The sequence below is a fragment of the Streptomyces sp. NPDC002776 genome (assembly GCF_053592195.1).
Window position 1 is genome coordinate 297,436 of record NZ_JBSFVG010000006.1, and the last position, 16,082, is coordinate 313,517.

The following is a 16,082-nucleotide window of genomic DNA, read 5'->3' on the forward strand; positions in this document are numbered from 1 at the left end:
AGGGCGGCACGGGTGGGCGCGGCGGCACCCCGCCAGCGCGGGCAAGCGGACCCCCCCGTCCTGCGTAGCCCCTGGCACCGGTCAGCTCTCGCCGCCCCCTTCAGCCCGTGGCGGCACCTCACGAGCGCGGGCAAGCCGAATCCACCACCGGCAAAGCCCCGGTACCGGTCACGCCCCCGCTGCCTCCACCAGTACCTCCCCCGCCGCCGTACGCGCGTACAGCACCGACCGGCCCGCTCGACGCCGCTCCACCAGCCCCGCGTCCAGCAGCACCCGCAGATGCCGGCCGACCGACCCGAGCCCCTGCCCGGTCACCGCGACCAGCTGGCTCGTGCTCATCGGCGCCCCGAGCAGGACGAGCACCCCCGCCCGCGCGGAGCCCAGCAGCGCGCCGAGTCCCGTCGGCACGGCACGGCGGTCGTGCTGCGAGGCCAGCACACCTGTGCAGGGGTAGACCACCGCGTACCGCTCCCGCCCCTCCCACGACACCCACCCCGTCTTCGGCGTCACCGGCACGAACACCAGCTCCGCCCCCGAGATCTCCCGCGGCGGATACTCGTGCCGGTTCACCTGGAACCTGCTCCCCCCGAGCCACCGCGTCCCCGGCCGCAGCGAATCCAGCACCGCCGCCCAGCCGCTCCGGCTCACCTGCACGGTCCGGGCGACCACATCCGCCTCCAGGACCCGCCGGCGCCGGTCCCAGTCCGGCCGTACGGTCTCCTCCCAGACGTACCGCAGCAGCGCCGCCGCCCGCTCGGGCAGGTCGTCACGGTCCAGCCCGGCGGGCAGCGGACCGGCGAGGGAGAGGACGAGATGGGCGCGCGCCTCCTTGGGGCGGGCCGCCCGCACCCGGGCCACGCCCTCCTCGAAGCTCTCCCCGTCCAGCGGCGTGGGGGTGAGGAAGTCGGCGATCCAGTCCCGCCCGAGCCCGGCCCGCACCAGCAGCCCGGTCACCGGATCGGCGGCGAGCAGCGCCCGGTAGCCGGGCAGGTGCGCGCGCAGCCAGTCCCGTTCCCCGGGATGCGCGCCCACCCCCGCGTGCAGCAGCTGCAGGCTCGCGAAGGTCTCCGCGAGCGGTGAGAGCACGAACCGGCTGCGCGCGAGCGTGTCCGCGTTGACCTGCCACCAGCCCATACCCACTCCCCCCGCATACTTTCGCGCCTGCGCGAAACATTAACCGCCCCTCCGAGCACCGCCCGAGACTCCCGCACATGCGCAGCGACAGCTACCAAGTCCTCTTCCGCACCCCCGAATTCACCCCCCTCTTCCTCGCCTCCTCGGCCCAGATCGCGGCCCAGACGATCGGCGGCCTGGCACTCGGCACCCTCGTGTACCGGGCGACCGACTCCCCGCTGCTGTCGGCGGTGAGCATGTTCGGCCCCTCGCTCGCCCAGGTGCTGGGCGCCTCCCTCTTCCTCTCCGGCGCCGACCGCCTCCCCCCGAGGGCGACCCTGACCGGCCTCTCGGCGGCCTTCGCCGTGGCGACGGCGCTCCTCGCGGTACCGGGCCTGCCGATCTGGGCCGTCTTCGCCGTCCTGCTGGCGCAGGGCCTGATCGCCTCGCTCGGCGGGGGAGTCCGCTGGGGCCTGCTGAACGAGATCCTCGCCAAGGACGGCTACCTGCTGGGCCGTTCCGTCTTCAACATGACGAGCGGGCTCCTGCAGATCGCCGGATACGCCACGGGCGGCGCCCTGGTCGCGGTCCTGTCCCCCCGCCCGGTACTGCTGCTCTCGGCCGCGCTGTACGTCTTCGCGGCGGCCACGGTCCGCCTCGGCCTCACCCCCAGGCCCCCGCGCGCCACCGGCCGCCCGTCGGTCGCGGCGACGTGGCGCACCAACGCCCTGCTGTGGTCCTCCCGCCCCCGCCGCACGGTCCTCCTCGCCCTGTGGATCCCCAACGGCCTGGTGGTCGGCTGCGAATCGCTCTACGTCTCCTACGCCCCCGAGTCCGCCGGCACCCTCTTCGCCTGCGCCGCCCTCGGCATGCTGGCCGGCGACGTGGCCGTGGGCCGCCTGATCCCGCCCGCCCGGCGCGCCAGGCTCGGCGTGCCGCTGCTGGTGCTGCTGGCCTCCCCGTACCTCCTGTTCGTGCTCGGCCCACCGGTGCCGCTCGCCGCGGCGGCCGTGGCGCTGGCGTCGGTCGGGTTCGGGGCGAGCCTGGTGCAGCAGGAGCGGCTGATGGCCCTCACTCCGGACGAACTGAGCGGACACGCCCTGGGTTTGCATTCCGCCGGGATGCTGACCATGCAGGGGGTGAGCGCGACGCTGGCCGGGTCGGTGGCCCAGCTGACCTCGCCCGCGACGGCGATGACGGCCATGGCGGCGGCGTCGCTGGCGGTGACGGCGTGGCTCGCGCGAGGGCTGCGCGCACCGGTGGCCGCGGAAAGCGAGGAGCGCGCATTGTCTTGACGTGTCCCTGGCGTAGTGGATACATGTGTGGGAGCGCTCCCACATTTTTCTTCCGAAGCTTTCCGGTGCTCATTTCTCAGGAGTCGCAGTGAGAACACACAAAAGCTCGGTGGCGGCGACGCTGCTGACGGCGCTGGCCACCCTGTTAGGTCTGCTGGTCCTGGGCGCGACCCCGTCCCAGGCCGCGGAACCGCGGGAGGTCGGGCCGCAGGCCGTGGGCCTGCACATCAGCAACGGCCGCCTCCTGGAGGCGAACGGCAACGACTTCGTGATGCGTGGTGTGAACCACGCTCACACCTGGTATCCCGGCGAGACCCAGTCGCTGGCCGACATCAAGGCGCTGGGCGCCAACAGCGTCCGGGTGGTCCTGTCCAACGGCCACCGCTGGACCCGTAACACGCCCGAGGACGTGGCCGCGGTCATCGCGAGCTGCAAGGCGAACCGCTTGATCTGCGTACTGGAGGTGCATGACACGACCGGCTACGGCGAGGAGGCGGCGGCCGCCACGCTCGACTCGGCGGCGGACTACTGGATCGGCCTGAAGGACGTCCTGGCCGGCCAGGAGGACTACGTCATCGTCAACATCGGCAACGAACCCTGGGGCAACACGAATCCGGCGGGCTGGACGGACCCGACCATCGCCTCGGTGAAGAAGCTGCGGGCGGCCGGTCTGCAGCACACGATCATGGTGGACGCGCCGAACTGGGGCCAGGACTGGCAGAACGTGATGCGGACCAACGCCCAGGCGGTGTACGCGGCGGACCCCACCGGCAACCTGATCTTCTCCATCCACATGTACAGCGTGTACGACACGGCGGCGGAGATCACGGACTACCTGAACGCCTTCGTGGCGGCGAAACTACCCATCCTGATCGGTGAGTTCGGCGGCCCGGCGGACCAGTGGGGCGATCCGGACGAGGACACCATGATGGCCGCGGCGCAGCGGCTGGACCTCGGCTATCTGGCCTGGTCCTGGAGCGGCAACACCGATCCGATCCTGGACCTGGCGATCGGCTTCGACCCCAACCGGCTGAGCTCGTGGGGGCAGCGCATCTTCCACGGCGCGAACGGCATCGCCCAGACGTCCGAGGAGGCAACGATCTTCAGCGGCGGGGGCACCGACACCCAGGCCCCGACCGCCCCCGGCACCCCCACGGCGTCCGCGGTGACCTCGACGTCGGCGACGCTGAACTGGCCCGCGTCGACTGACAACGTTGGCGTCACGGCGTACGAGGTCGTCCGGGTGACGGGGACGACGGAGACCGCCCTGGCGGCGTCGACGACGACCTCGGCGGCCCTCACCGGCCTGTCCCCGAACACGACGTACACGCTGGCGGTGTACGCGAAGGACGCGGCGGGCAACCGCTCGTCCCGCTCGGCGACGACGACGCTGACGACGACCAGCCCGCCCACCGGCACCTGCGCGGTCGCCTACCGCGTGGTGAACGAATGGCCGGGCGGCTTCCAGGCGAACCTGACCGTCCGCAACACCGGCACCGCCCCGGTCAACGGCTGGACCCTCGGCTTCTCCTTCCCGGCGGGCCAGACGGTGACCAACATGTGGGGCGGAGTTCCGACCCAGACGGCGGCCGCGGTCCGGGTGGCCCCGGCGTCGTACACCACGACGATCCCGGCGTCGGGTTCCGTCACGATCGGTTTCACCGGCACGCGGGGCACGACGAACCCGTCCCCGACGGCCTTCACCCTGAACGGCGCGACCTGCACGACGAGTTGACCGTCCGATCCCACGACGAGTTGACCTTCTGATCCTTCGGGAGGGGCCCGCGGCCGGCGCCGCGGGCCCTGCCGTCCGTCAGGAGATGGCCCGCAGCCGGCCGCCGCCCGGCGGGCGCCGGAGTTCCTCGACGGCCCCGGCCGTGGCCTCGTCGGCGGGCAGGAGGACGACCAACTGCTGGTCGTCCGCAGTGAGTTCAAGAATCTCGCGGCGCAGCCGGAGTTCGGGTCCGGCGGGGTGGTTCAGGCGCAGCTCGCCCCGGTGCGGAACGGTGTGCCGGTTCAGCCGACGGGTGAAGTCGGGCCCCGCGACGGGGGCGAGTTCCGAGGTGAACCACTCGGAGTTCTCGATGGAGGGCGCGAGCCACAGATCGAAGACCTGCTCGTCGGCGATGTCGTCCCAGTCGGCGAAGAACGCCCGGGCGCGCGGGTCGGTGAAGAGGTACCGGGTGAGGTTCGGGGCGTCGGAGTCGAGCAGCCCGGTCCCCCTGGTCACCGCCTCGTATCCGCTGGTACGGGCGAGGAGGTCGCCCAGCCTGTTGGTCACCACCGCGATGCCCGGCTCCAACAGGCGCAGGGTCTCCAGGACGGTCGCACGGACCTCCCGGCGCGGGGGCGCGGGCCGGCTGTGCGCGGTGCACTCACCGCCGGTGATCTTGGCGAGGTAGCGCAGGTGGTTGCGTTCGGCGGGGTCGAGGCTGAGGGCGTCGGCGAGCGCGTTGACGACCGCGATGGAGGGATTGCGGTCGCGGCCCTGTTCGATACGGGTCAGATACTCGACGCTGATACCGGCCCGGCCGGCGAGATCGAGCCGCCGCAGCCCCGGTGACCGGCGGCGCCCGCGCTCGGGCAGCCCCAGCGACGCGGGCTGGATGCTGTCGCGCTTGGCTCGGATGAAGTCCCCCAGTGGCGTGCCCATACCGGGAGCATAGGTCGCCGCCGTCCGCTCGCGGAGGGCTCAGCGTGGCCCTGCGGGGGCCAGCCTGAACACGGTCTGGCTGCCTCCGGCGCGCGCCCTGATCGTGGTGGGTATGCAGAAGTCGAACAAGCACAAGCTGGTGGTCATCGTCGGCAGCGTCCGGGACGGACGCTTCGGCCCGGTCGTAGGTTCATGGGTCGCCGAACAAGCCGCGGCGCACGGGGGGTTCGAGGTCGAGGTCGTCGATCTGGCCGACATCGACCTCCCGTTGGCCCTGCCGGCGGCCCCGCCGAAGTTCGCGGGCGACGACTATCCCCGTCCGGCCGGGATGGCGCCGCTGACGGCGGCCCTGGAGAGCGCGGACGCGTTCATCGTGATCACCCCCGAGTACAACCACAGTTACCCGGCCTCGCTGAAGACGGCCATCGACTGGCACTTCACCCAGTGGACGGCCAAGCCGGTCGCCTTCGTCAGCTACGGCGGAGCGGCGGGCGGCCGCCACGCGGTCCTCCACCTGGAGAACGTCCTGACGGAACTCCACGCGGTGACCATCAGGGACGGCCTGGCCTTCCCCATGTACTTCACCACCTGGCAGGACGGCCGCCCCCTGGACCCCGAGACCCCCGGCTACGCCAAGACCCTCCTGGACCAGCTGTCCTGGTGGGCAGGTGCCCTGCGCACGGCACGAGAGGCGGCCCCCTACCCGGGCTGAGCCCTCCCGCTCCGCTAGAGCTGGAGCATCCGCTGGGTGATCTCCCGGTACTGCCGCAGCGCCTGCCGCAGATCGTCCTGCGCGCCGGGCTCCTGGTCCTGCCACCCGGCGCGCAGCAGGCGTCGCCGTTCCGCGAGGGCGTTCACCAGGTGGGCGGTGGCCTCGTCGTAGGCGTTCTCTGCCTCTTCCAGCGCCTCGCGCGGACTGTCGGCGAAGGTGTTCATGGCGTGCCGAAGGCGCGTGAGGACCTCGTCCCTCTCGGCCGACGGCAGCAGCGGCTCCGGGCCCTGGGGACGCCGTTGGGCGGAGCCCTGGCTCTGGCTCTGGCCCTGGCCCGCGGGCTGCTGGGCGCGTGTCTGGTCGTACATCATCAAGGACCGCTTCCGTTCCGCCCGAAGGCGCCGTCGGTCTCCGCGACGGCCTGTTCCAGCACACGAAGACCCTGTCGACCCTGCCGCGGCACCGAGGCCGCCTGTCCCGACTGCCCCCGCACCGCCCGGTCAGTCAACGTCCGGCGGCACCGCATGTCAACGCGGCGACCTCGCGTCCGACGGAGGAGCGAGGTCCGGGACACGAGGGAGGAGCCCGCGGACCCGCTCATGGCGGTGGCGACCGGTGCCCCACACCTCATCCGCGCCGGCTCACTCCGCTTCGCGGTCGTCCTCCCCGGAGCGGCTGGTCTCCAGCCAGGACCGTGCCGGTTCCGCGGGGCGGGTGGTGTCCACGGTGAGCTGAAGCCGGGTCCCTCCCTTGCCGTCCGCGGGATAGCTGCGCTGCTCGGTGGCGGCGAAGCACTGACGGAGAACCTCCGCGACACGACGGGCGACCTCGGGGGAGGCCGCGACGATACCTACCTCGGCGTACCCGTCCGGGGGTGTTTCCGTGGACTGCATGGAGACCTCGACATGGCGCACTGAGCAACGGGAAGGATCTTTCACTCTACTCCCGCCCGCCCCGTGGTCCTCGCGCCTGACCGGCAGGCCAGGGCATCGGCCCGGGCTGCGGAGTACGGTGAAAGCCAGGCAGTCCCTGCGTTTTCCTCCCGTCAGGCAGGCGAGTGCGATGTCCGACTCCGGCTCCCCGCGCGTGACCAGGCTCCCGCCGGACGCCGTCCACCAGGCCGTGCGCCCCGGGACGGCAGTCGTACGGCTGGAGACGACACAGGACCGCCAGGCTGTTCTCGACGGAGCGTGGTGGCCGCGGTCCCGGGACATCACCGCGGAGCTCCCCAGCCTGATCGCCGCCCTGACCGAGCACGTCGGACCGGTCACCCGGGTCGGCCTGGACGCCAGTGCGTGGGAGGCGCTGCCGACGAGGCTGGTCATCGATGACCGGGTCGTCCACATCGACTCCTTCCCGGTCGGCGACGACACGGTCCTCATCACCCCCGCCGAACAGGACCTCTTCTCCCTGCTGGTGATCCCCCCGCACGCCACCCCGGACGCCGCACGCGCAGCAATGACCGAAGCCGTCCGCACCGGCAACATCACCCAGGCCGACCAAATCCTCATCCACACGGGCACGCACAGGGCGACACCGGATCCCTGAGAGCGACCGGACGAAGCCGAGACCAGCGGGTGGTCAGACAGCCAGATGGTCAGACCTGGCCGAGGTCGATCTCCACGGGGAAGGGGGCCGCTGCCTTGACGACGCCGGTGAACACGTCTCCGTCCCGGTAAGCCTTCGTCGCGGGGTCGAGAATGCAGGTGTACACGAGAGGAACGCCGGTCGCGGCCTGCTCGACCCTCCAGTAGAAGCCGATGCCCGCCTTGGCGTACTGGTCGACCTTCACGATCCGGTCGGTGGTCTCCGAGCCCGGCGACACCACCTCGACGACCATGAGGATGTGCTCAGGCCGGGTGGGGCTGATGTCGATCGTGTCGGCGCGGTACACGACGACGTCCGGGCGGCGATTGGTGAGCGGGACGTCCTGCAGCCGGACGTCGAAGTCCGTGTCAGCGTTCCACTCCGGGCCCGAGGCGGCATCCAGGGCGTTCGCCAGAATCCGGGCCAGTCGGCTGTGCCGCTTGGACGCACTCGGACGCACGACGGCCATCCCGTCCACGATCTCGATGCCGGCGCACTGCTCATCGGACCAGGACTCGTACTCCTCCGCCGTGATCTGCTCATGCATCCACGCCGGAGCCATCATCTCGGCCGCCATGAAGCACCTCCCGAACACGTCTGCCGCGGGCCCGACCCCACTGGCTTCAGCGTACTGTCCGCCCTTCACCCGGCACGCAAAACGGCCCCGGACGAGAAGTCCGAGGCCGAACAGAGTGCCTTGCGCTGTGCCCCCGGCAGGATTCGAACCTGCGACACCCGCTTTAGGAGAGCGGTGCTCTATCCCCTGAGCTACGAAGGCGGACGGGGTGCCCCCGGAAGGGCACAGGCGTCAGGGTACCGGATTGCGTCGGGGTGGGGTCAGGTGATCGGGACGCGGGTGAAGCGGGAGGCGGCGTGGAGGTCCGCTTCGATGGCCTGGGCCGTTGAGCGGAGGGGCGGGAGCATCGTGCGGACGCACTCCTCGGGGGTGTGGCGTGCCGCGTGCATGGCCACGCCGACCGCGGCCACCCGGGTGCCCGTGCGGGCGTCATGGATCGGGACGGCGAGGGTGCGCAGGCCCGCCTCCCGTTCCTCGTCCAGCAGGGCGTGGTCCCGGTCGGGGGAGAGGAGTACCTGGCCCAGTGCCGTTTCCGCGGCCGGGGCCCGGGTGCCCGGGGGGATCGTCACGCTCATGACGCGGTGGGCCGTGGCTTCCGCCGTGTGGACGATCTCCTTGCCGTCGGGGGACAGGGTCGCGAGGGTTGCCGACTCCTGGAGCCGGGTCGTCAGGTCCGTCAGGTGAGGGGTCGCCAGGCGGGGGAGCGTCGTCCGGGAGAGCGGGGGGAAGCCCAGCGACAGGACCCTGGGGGTCAGGGCGTACGTGCGCTCGTCCGGGCGGGTCACCAGGCCCAGGTGCTCGTACGTGATCAGTGCTCTGCGTGCCGTCGCCCTGGCCAGGCCCGTCGCCTGGGCCACCTCCGTCAGCGTCAGGCGCGCCCGGCCCTCGCCGAACGCCGTCAGGACCGTCAGGCCCCGGGCCAGCGACTCCACGAAGTCCCGGCCCAGTTCCCGCTTCGACCCGCCCGTCCAGGCCGCCAGGGCGGAGGGCGGCGGGGCCGGTGCCGCGGCGGGGGCCCTTCTCAGTTCCCGTTCCATCGTCGCCACCGCCCGCCGCAGCCTCGGCAGCAGCGCCTCGCGCAGGTCCGTCGCCGGGTGGCGGCTCGTGTGGCTCACCACGCTGGCCACGCAGGCGATGCGGTGCGTGCCGGGAGCCCGTACCGGAACCGACAGCGCCACCAGTCCCGGTTCGATCAACTGATCGTCCAGCGCCCAGCCGTCCTCCCGGGCCCGCGCCACCCGGTCGGTGAACTCCTCGTCCCCGCAAGGCCGTTCCCTCGGCGGTACGGCCGGGAAGGCCCTGTTCTCCGGGTCCCGCGCCCTGCGCGCGCGCCAGCCGTGCCAGTCCTGCTCCGTCCACTGCGTGCCGAACAGCGGTCCCGGGGCGGTGCGTTCGGCGGGGAGGAGGTCGCCGATGCGGAAGCTCAGGGACATCGCGCGGCGGCGGGTGGCCTGGTGGATGAAGCGGATGCCGTCGGCGTCGGGCACGGCGAGGGAGACCGATTCGTCCAGTTCGTCGGCCAGCGCGTCGGCGTGGGCCGCGAGGAGTGCGGGCAGGCGCAGGGACGCCAGGTAGGCGTTGCCGAGGTCCATCAGACGGGGGGCCAGGATCACGTCCCGGCCGTCGAGACGGACGTACCCCATGCGGGCGAGGGTGGAGGTGATGCGGTCGACCGTGGAACGGGCGAGGCCCGTGGCCCGCTCCAGCCCGCTCGGGCTCATCGTGCCGCCGGCCTCCGTCAGCTCCCGCAGCACCGAGACCCCCCGGATCAACGGCGCGACCGCCTCGGCCGGCACAGCGGCCTCATCGACGACGGTCGTGGTCTGCACGGGCATCAGCCCTCCGATACGGCGATCTCACCCCACCTACGGTAATCCCACGCCGGAGCCGCCACGTCCGCGAGCCCGCGCCCCTCGCCCGAGCCCGCTGTGCCCGCGCCGCCGCCGACGCCTGCAGTGCCCGCCGACTCCGAGCCGCCAGCCGGAGCCCGTACCGCCCGCCGGGCCCAGCACCGCGCCCCGGATCCCGCCGCCCGCTCCCGCCCGAGCCCGCAATCCCGCGCCGCCCGACCGAGCCCGTGCCACGACCGTTCCCCACACCCGACCTGCCCCCGCGCGCGAGCCTCACGCCTCCTCCCCCGACGCCCTCCTCCCCCGACCCCCTCACCCCCTCACCCCCTCACTTCCGGGTAACCCGCACCACATGGTCCCCCGACAGTTGCGCTGTCACCGTGATGCGGATCCCCCGTTGTGGGTCCTCGAAGTTTTCGCCGGGGCGGAAGGGGGCGTCCGAGAGTTCCGCGTGGACGTTCGGGCTGCGGGTGCAGCCGCCGCTGTCGCGGGCGCTGTCGAAGACCCGTACCGGGCCCTGGCCGGTGTCCACGTCCGCGTCGACCTTGTAGATCAGTACTCCCGGCCGGCAGACCGCCTCGTCGTTGCCGCCGCGGGTGCGCAGTTCGACGGCGTATCCGGTACGGCCGTCCAGCGGGACGAAGACCAGCTTCGGGCCGCCGGCGCGGGACAGCGGGGTCAGCCGGTACTCCGATGTCCCGGGCGCCGTCGCGCAGCGGACCTGGTCCGCGTCCAGCCAGCCCAGCTTCCATTTGTGCCAGCCGAGCAGGTCGTTGTTGGCGCCCCAGTCCTCGCTCATGATGTCCCAGTGGCCGACCGCGCCCCCGCCCTCCTGGGTGTAGAGGTCGGGCAGGCCGAAGACATGGCCGTTCTCGTGGGGGAGGACGCGATAGCCGGTGCGGTCGTAGGTGCCGGAGCCGTCGTCCTGGCGGGAGTAGACGAAGGAGGCGTTCGCGACGGGGACGCCGTCGGCGACCGGCGCCTCGGTGTTGCCGGCGAAGGTGACCGACAGGACCGTGTCCAGGGCGGAGGGGCCCGCGTTCGGGGTGACCAGGACGTTCAGGAAGTCGTAGCGCCGGAAGTCCACCTTCGGGTCGGCCGCGGCCACGATGTCCTGGACCAGCTCCCGGTAGCCGGGGTCGAAGGGGGCGCCGCGTTCTATGCCGTACTCCGCGAAGGGCTTCGGCATGCGCAGCCAGCCGGGTATCGGGGTCTCGGCCCGGTAGTCGAGGCGGCCGTAGGAACTGGTGCGGAACCAGTCCCGGGTCTGCGGGAAGAACTCGCGGAAGCGGTCCCGGGCGCGGCCCTGGCCGCGGGCGTCGGAGAAGTCGACCATTAGGGTCAGGGCGCGGACCGTGCCGGTGGAGCGGGAGTAGCCGCCCGGGGTGGGGACGCCCTCGGACATCTGGACCGAAGGGCTGCCGCTGATCATGCAGGGGCCGAGCGCGGAGGTGCGGGACAGGGCTATCGGGCCGGCCTTGGCCGTCGTACCGCCCGCCGAGAGGTGTCCGGAGCCGGCCGAGGTGCTGATCGCGAAGGTCAGCGCGGTCACGGAGGCGAGGGCTGCCGCCCGGCGGGGGCGTATCCGACGGTTGGACGGCTGCATGCAGGGGCCCTTCGTCCACGGCAGCCGCCGGACCGGCTGCGCCCTTGCGATCACCCTCGGCCGAGGGGAGCGCGGGCGCGCGCTGGATGAGCCCGAACGTGGCACTCGGACAGCCCGAACGAGCCCGGACAGGATGTGACTCAGGTCACAGGAAATCTCTCCTAGGGCGGGAAATAACCGGGGATCGTTTCCCCGTTTAGACCTGTGTCCGCCGCGAAACGGGGAGAGGGTCCCCGGATCGCATCACAGCAGCAACACAAGCCACTCTGGAGTACGCCGTGCAGACCGCAGCCCCCGCGCCGCACAAGGTGACCCGGCCGCGCGCCGACGCCCTGCGCAACCGGGAGCGGATCGTCACCGCCGCCCGGGAGATGTTCGTCGAGCACGGTCCGGACGTGCCGCTCGACGAGATCGCCCGCCGGGCCGGCGTCGGCAATGCCACGGTGTACCGCAACTTCCCGGACCGCGACGCGCTCGTCCGCGAGGTCGTCTGTTCCGTCATGGACCGCACGGTGGCCGCGGCCGAGACCGCGCTCGCCGAGAGCGGCGACGCCTTCGAGGCCCTGGAGCGCTTCGTGCACACGTCCGCCGACGAGCGGATCAGCGCGCTGTGCCCGATGATCTCCAGCACCTTCGACCAGAACCACCCGGACCTGGAAGCCGCGCGCGAGCGCAGTGAGCAGGTCATCGAGGCGGTGATGGAGCGCGCCCGGGCGGCCGGGCAGCTCCGTACGGACGTCGGTGTCGGGGACCTGATGGTCGCCGTGGCCCAGCTGAGCCGGCCCCCGGCGGGCACGGGCTGCATGGACGTCGACCGCTTCGTCCACCGCCACCTTCAGCTCTTCCTGGACGGACTGCGGGCCCCGGCCCGTTCCGTCCTGCCCGGCACGGCCGTGACCCTGGAGGACCTGCGCCAAGCCGATTAGTCCAGCCCGCGACACCAGTCCCTGTCTGCATCGCCTTATTCACACCTCTTTATTCACACTCTTTCCGTCACGAAGTCCCGAAGTGGGTACCCCCATGTCTCAAGCGGCCGTAAAGGCTCCATCCGTTCCTGATGCCAACCGCTGGAAAGCGCTCGTCTTCATCGCGCTCGCCCAGCTGATGGTCGTCCTCGACGCCACCATCGTGAACATCGCGCTTCCCTCCGCCCAGCAGGACCTCGGCATATCCGACGGCAACCGGCAGTGGGTCGTCACGGCCTACGCCCTCGCCTTCGGTGGTCTGCTGCTCTTCGGTGGCCGGATCGCCGACCTGTGGGGCCGCAAGCGCGCCTTCGTCGTCGGTCTCGCCGGCTTCGCCGTGGCCTCCGCGCTCGGTGGCGCCGCCACCAACGAGGCGATGATGTTCGGCGCCCGCGCCCTCCAGGGTGTCTTCGGCGCCCTCCTCGCGCCCGCCGCGCTCTCGCTGCTCGCCGTGATGTTCACGGACGGCAAGGAGCGCGCCAAGGCGTTCGGCATCTACGGCGCCATCGCCGGTGCCGGCGGTGCCGTCGGCCTGATCCTCGGCGGCTTCCTCACCGAGTACCTGGACTGGCGCTGGACGTTCTTCGTGAACATCCCGTTCGCCGTGGTCGCCGCCGCCGGTGCCTGGTTCGTCATCCGTGAGCCCGAGGGCGCCCGCAACCGCAACCCGCTCGACATCCCCGGCGTCCTGCTGTCCACCCTGGGCCTGGTCGCGCTGGTCTACGGCTTCACCCGCGCCGAGTCCGAGGGCTGGGGCGAGTCGGTGACGGTCGGCATGTTCGTCGCCTCCGTGGTCCTGCTGGCCGCGTTCGTCGTCACCGAGGCCAAGGTCAAGGCCCCGCTGCTGCCGCTGCGCGTGATCACCGACCGCAACCGCGGCGGGATCTACCTCTCGCTGGGCCTCGCCATCATCGGCATGTTCGGTCTGTTCCTGTTCCTGACCTACTACCTGCAGATCGTGCAGGGCTACTCGCCGGTCAAGACCGGCTTCGCCTTCCTGCCGATGATCGTGGGCATGATCACGGGCTCGACCCAGATCGGCACCCGGCTGATGACCCGGGTCGCGCCGCGGCTGCTGATGGGCCCCGGCTTCCTGGTCGCCGCGGTCGGCATGCTGATGCTGACCCAGCTGGAGGTCGACTCCTCCTACGCCGCCCTGCTGCTGCCCGCGATGCTGCTGCTCGGCCTCGGCATGGGTACGGCGTTCATGCCGGCCATGTCCCTGGCCACCATGGGCGTCAAGCCGCAGGACTCCGGTGTCGCCTCCGCGATGGTCAACACCTCCCAGCAGGTGGGCGGCGCGATCGGTACGGCGCTGCTGAACACGATCGCCGCCTCGGCCACCACCACCTACGTCGCCGACCACATCGGCGGCGCCGGCACCCCGGCCCAGCAGCAGCTGGTCCAGCTGGAGGCCATGGTCGAGGGCTACACCACCGCGATCTGGGCGGCCGTCGGCATCCTGGTCGCCGCCGCGCTGATCGCCTTCACCTTCGTCAACGCCGGCAAGCCGGGCACCGGCCCGGTGGCCTCGTCCGAGGACGGCGCCGAGGAGGAACTGCCGGTGCCGGTCGTCGCCCACTGACGACGGACTGACGACGGACCCCTTCGGGACGACCGACCCGTACGGACGGGGAAGGGGACGCCCCAGACGTACGACCCAGGATCTGCCCTGGTTTCGCTGAGTGAGCGGCTCAGCGGAGCCAGGGCAGGTCCGCACCCGCTTCATCGGGCTCCAGTCCCTCGGCGACGATCCGCATGATCTCGCCGAGGGACTTTCGCTGTTCCGGGGTGAGCCGGTCGAAGAGCGCGCCCCGCACGGCGGCCACATGGCCCGGCGCGGTCCGCCGCAGCACCGCGAGCCCCTCGTCGGTCAGCACCGCGAACTGGCCGCGCTTGTCCGAGGGACAATCCTCGCGGCGCACCCAGCCGTTCTTCTCCAGCCGCGCGACGGCGTGGGAGAGCCGGGAGCGGGTGATCTTCGCGTACATCGCCAGCTCGGTCATCCGCAACCGCCGCCCAGGGGAGTCGGCGAGCTTGACCAGCAGTCCGTAGTAGATGTGCGGCATGCCCGCGTCGCGCTGGAGCTGGCGGTCCAGGTGGTCCTCCAGCAGCGTGGTGGCCTGGAGGTAGGCGCGCCAGACGCACTGCTCCTCGTCGGTGAGCCAGCGGGGCGCTTCAGCGGATGCGGAAGCGGACGTGAATTCGGGCGCGGACGCGGACGCGGATTCGGGTGCGGATGCCGTGTTCATGGCTTCACTCTACGAGCCGCCTCCTTGAAACTTAAAACAAATCCCCCTACTCTGGGCGTGAGGTTTAGACTTCAAGTAATCGTCCGGAGGAGCCGCCGCCATGTCCGCCGCCACCCAGGAACGCATGCCCGCGCTCTACCTCAGCCACGGCGCCCCGCCCCTCGCGGACGACCCCGTCTGGCCCGGCGAACTCGCGGCCTGGTCCGCGCGGCTGCCCCGCCCCAAGGCGATCCTCATGGTCTCCGCCCACTGGGAGGAGGCCCCGCTCGCCCTCGGCGCGGTGCAACCCGTCCCCCTCGTGTACGACTTCTGGGGCTTCCCCGAGCACTACTACCGGGTGACCTACGACGCCCCCGGCGCCCCCGCCCTCGCCGAGTCCGTACGCAAACTGCTGCGCGCCCCGGGCATGCCCGTGCAGGACATCCCGGACCGCGGCCTCGACCACGGCGCCTACGTCCCGCTGGTGGAGATGTACCCGGCCGCCGACATCCCCGTCCTCCAGATCTCCATGCCGACCCTCGACCCGGCCCGGCTCATGGAGATCGGCCGGAAGCTGGCGCCGCTGCGCGACGAGGGCGTCCTCATCGTCGGCTCCGGCTTCTTCACCCACAATCTCGCCGCGCTCCGCCAGAGCGGCATCCCCGCCTGGTCCGCGGAGTTCGACGACTGGGGCCGACGGGCGCTGGAGGACCAGGACTGGGACGCGCTGCTGGACTTCCTGCACAAGTCCCCGGCCGGGCGGTACGCCCATCCGCGCACCGAGCACTTCGCCCCGCTGTTCGTGACCATGGGCGCGGCCGGGGCGGGGGGCGATCCGGCCGTGCCGAAGTCGGTGATCGACGGATTCTGGCTGGGACTGGCGAAGCGGTCGGTGCAGTTCGGCTGAGCCGGGGCGATCCGGACGGCAGGGCCCGGACGCCGCGCTTACAGCGGCTTCTCGTACCAGGCCACGTCCCAGTACCGGCCGAACTTGCGGCCCACTTCGCCGTACGTCCCGACGTGCTGGAAGCCGAAGCGCTCGTGCAGCCGGGTGGAGGCCTCGTTCGGCTGGGCGATGCCCGCGTAGGCGCGGTGCAGGTCCTCGTCGGCCAGGGCCGCGAAGAGCGCCTGGTAGAGCAGGGTGCCGACGCCTCGGCCGCCCGCGTCCGGGGCGAGGTAGACCGTGACCTCCACGGACGTGGCGTACGCGGGCTTCGGCCGGTAAGGGCTGGATGTGGCGTACCCCAGAATCCGCTGTGAGTTCCCTGTGGGGTCCCCCTCCACGGCAACCATCAGCCGGTACGGCCCGTCTTCAGGGTGGGAGAGCAGCCAGGGGCGGCGCTCTTCCGGAGTGAAGACCGCCGTGTCGAAGGTGATCGGTGTGTGTCGTACGTAGTGGTTGTAGATGTCGGTGAGGGCTCCGAGGTCACCCTCGACTCCCGCCCTGACCTGCACCTCTGTACGTGCCGTCAACATCACTCCTCCCTGTGTGG

Annotated in this window: 16 protein-coding genes and 1 tRNA gene; 7 read left to right on the forward strand and 10 right to left on the reverse strand. The window is 71.7% G+C overall.

Going from position 1 to position 16,082, the window contains the following annotated elements; genetic code table 11:
* Positions 1-168: 168 nt before the first annotated feature.
* A complete protein-coding gene (locus ACWD11_RS15550; RefSeq protein WP_451283435.1) occupies positions 169-1,134 on the reverse strand; it encodes an ArsR/SmtB family transcription factor in 966 nt (321 codons plus the stop codon).
* A 77-nt stretch (positions 1,135-1,211) separates the two neighbouring features.
* Here ACWD11_RS15550 and ACWD11_RS15555 point away from each other — a divergent pair, with 77 nt between their 5' ends.
* Together ACWD11_RS15555 and ACWD11_RS15560 are read left to right on the forward strand one after the other, a co-directional pair.
* Positions 1,212-2,408, forward strand: a complete 1,197-nt coding sequence (locus ACWD11_RS15555; RefSeq protein WP_451283437.1) for an MFS transporter — start codon at positions 1,212-1,214, stop codon at positions 2,406-2,408.
* 88 nt (positions 2,409-2,496) lie between these two features.
* Positions 2,497-4,143, forward strand: a complete 1,647-nt coding sequence (locus ACWD11_RS15560; protein WP_389418237.1) for a cellulase family glycosylhydrolase — start codon at positions 2,497-2,499, stop codon at positions 4,141-4,143.
* A gap of 78 nt (positions 4,144-4,221) precedes the next feature.
* On the opposite strand, the gene ACWD11_RS15565 is transcribed toward ACWD11_RS15560, so the two are convergent.
* Entirely contained in the window at positions 4,222-5,061 is an 840-nt protein-coding gene (locus tag ACWD11_RS15565) for a helix-turn-helix domain-containing protein (protein ID WP_389418238.1), read from the reverse strand.
* Positions 5,062-5,173: 112 nt separating this feature from the next.
* Between ACWD11_RS15565 and ACWD11_RS15570 the strand changes: the two genes are divergently transcribed.
* The gene (locus ACWD11_RS15570) at positions 5,174-5,773 is read left to right on the forward strand and encodes an NADPH-dependent FMN reductase (RefSeq protein WP_451283440.1); all 600 of its coding nucleotides are present in this window, start codon (positions 5,174-5,176) and stop codon (positions 5,771-5,773) included.
* 14 nt (positions 5,774-5,787) lie between these two features.
* On the opposite strand, the gene ACWD11_RS15575 is transcribed toward ACWD11_RS15570, so the two are convergent.
* Positions 5,788-6,144, reverse strand: a complete 357-nt coding sequence (locus ACWD11_RS15575; protein ID WP_389418240.1) for a hypothetical protein — start codon at positions 6,142-6,144, stop codon at positions 5,788-5,790.
* 270 nt (positions 6,145-6,414) lie between these two features.
* Entirely contained in the window at positions 6,415-6,666 is a 252-nt protein-coding gene (locus ACWD11_RS15580; RefSeq protein ID WP_389418431.1) for a hypothetical protein, read from the reverse strand.
* Between the two features lie 169 nt (positions 6,667-6,835).
* Here ACWD11_RS15580 and ACWD11_RS15585 point away from each other — a divergent pair, with 169 nt between their 5' ends.
* Positions 6,836-7,321 carry a DUF5994 family protein gene (locus tag ACWD11_RS15585; RefSeq protein WP_451283442.1) on the forward strand — a complete coding sequence of 162 codons (486 nt, stop codon included), beginning with the start codon at positions 6,836-6,838 and terminating at the stop codon, positions 7,319-7,321.
* A 49-nt stretch (positions 7,322-7,370) separates the two neighbouring features.
* Here ACWD11_RS15585 and ACWD11_RS15590 read toward each other — a convergent pair whose 3' ends face one another.
* From ACWD11_RS15590 to ACWD11_RS15605, 4 genes are all read right to left on the reverse strand, one after another.
* Positions 7,371-7,937 (reverse strand): Uma2 family endonuclease, encoded by a 567-nt coding sequence (locus ACWD11_RS15590; RefSeq protein WP_451283444.1) that lies wholly within the window; start codon positions 7,935-7,937, stop codon positions 7,371-7,373.
* 128 nt (positions 7,938-8,065) lie between these two features.
* Positions 8,066-8,138, reverse strand: a tRNA-Arg gene (locus tag ACWD11_RS15595).
* Between the two features lie 59 nt (positions 8,139-8,197).
* Positions 8,198-9,772: an IclR family transcriptional regulator domain-containing protein gene (locus ACWD11_RS15600; protein ID WP_451283446.1), complete on the reverse strand. Its 1,575-nt coding sequence runs from the start codon at positions 9,770-9,772 to the stop codon at positions 8,198-8,200.
* Positions 9,773-10,115: 343 nt separating this feature from the next.
* Positions 10,116-11,393 carry a M6 family metalloprotease domain-containing protein gene (locus ACWD11_RS15605; protein WP_451283448.1) on the reverse strand — a complete coding sequence of 426 codons (1,278 nt, stop codon included), beginning with the start codon at positions 11,391-11,393 and terminating at the stop codon, positions 10,116-10,118.
* Positions 11,394-11,671: 278 nt separating this feature from the next.
* On the opposite strand from ACWD11_RS15605, the gene ACWD11_RS15610 reads away from it, so the two are divergent.
* Both ACWD11_RS15610 and ACWD11_RS15615 read left to right on the forward strand, forming a co-directional pair.
* Entirely contained in the window at positions 11,672-12,319 is a 648-nt protein-coding gene (locus tag ACWD11_RS15610) for a TetR/AcrR family transcriptional regulator (protein ID WP_389418246.1), read from the forward strand.
* 94 nt (positions 12,320-12,413) lie between these two features.
* Positions 12,414-13,943: an MFS transporter gene (locus tag ACWD11_RS15615; protein WP_451283450.1), complete on the forward strand. Its 1,530-nt coding sequence runs from the start codon at positions 12,414-12,416 to the stop codon at positions 13,941-13,943.
* 109 nt (positions 13,944-14,052) lie between these two features.
* Here the strand turns inward: ACWD11_RS15615 and ACWD11_RS15620 are convergent, their stop codons facing one another.
* A complete protein-coding gene (locus tag ACWD11_RS15620; RefSeq protein ID WP_389418248.1) occupies positions 14,053-14,610 on the reverse strand; it encodes a MarR family winged helix-turn-helix transcriptional regulator in 558 nt (185 codons plus the stop codon).
* A 100-nt stretch (positions 14,611-14,710) separates the two neighbouring features.
* Here ACWD11_RS15620 and ACWD11_RS15625 point away from each other — a divergent pair, with 100 nt between their 5' ends.
* Complete coding sequence (locus ACWD11_RS15625) at positions 14,711-15,496, forward strand: dioxygenase family protein (protein WP_451283452.1); 786 nt, start codon at positions 14,711-14,713, stop codon at positions 15,494-15,496.
* Between the two features lie 38 nt (positions 15,497-15,534).
* Here the strand turns inward: ACWD11_RS15625 and ACWD11_RS15630 are convergent, their stop codons facing one another.
* On the reverse strand, positions 15,535-16,065 hold the full coding sequence (locus ACWD11_RS15630; RefSeq protein WP_389418250.1) for a GNAT family N-acetyltransferase: 531 nt from the start codon (positions 16,063-16,065) through the stop codon (positions 15,535-15,537).
* Positions 16,066-16,082 lie beyond the last annotated feature (17 nt).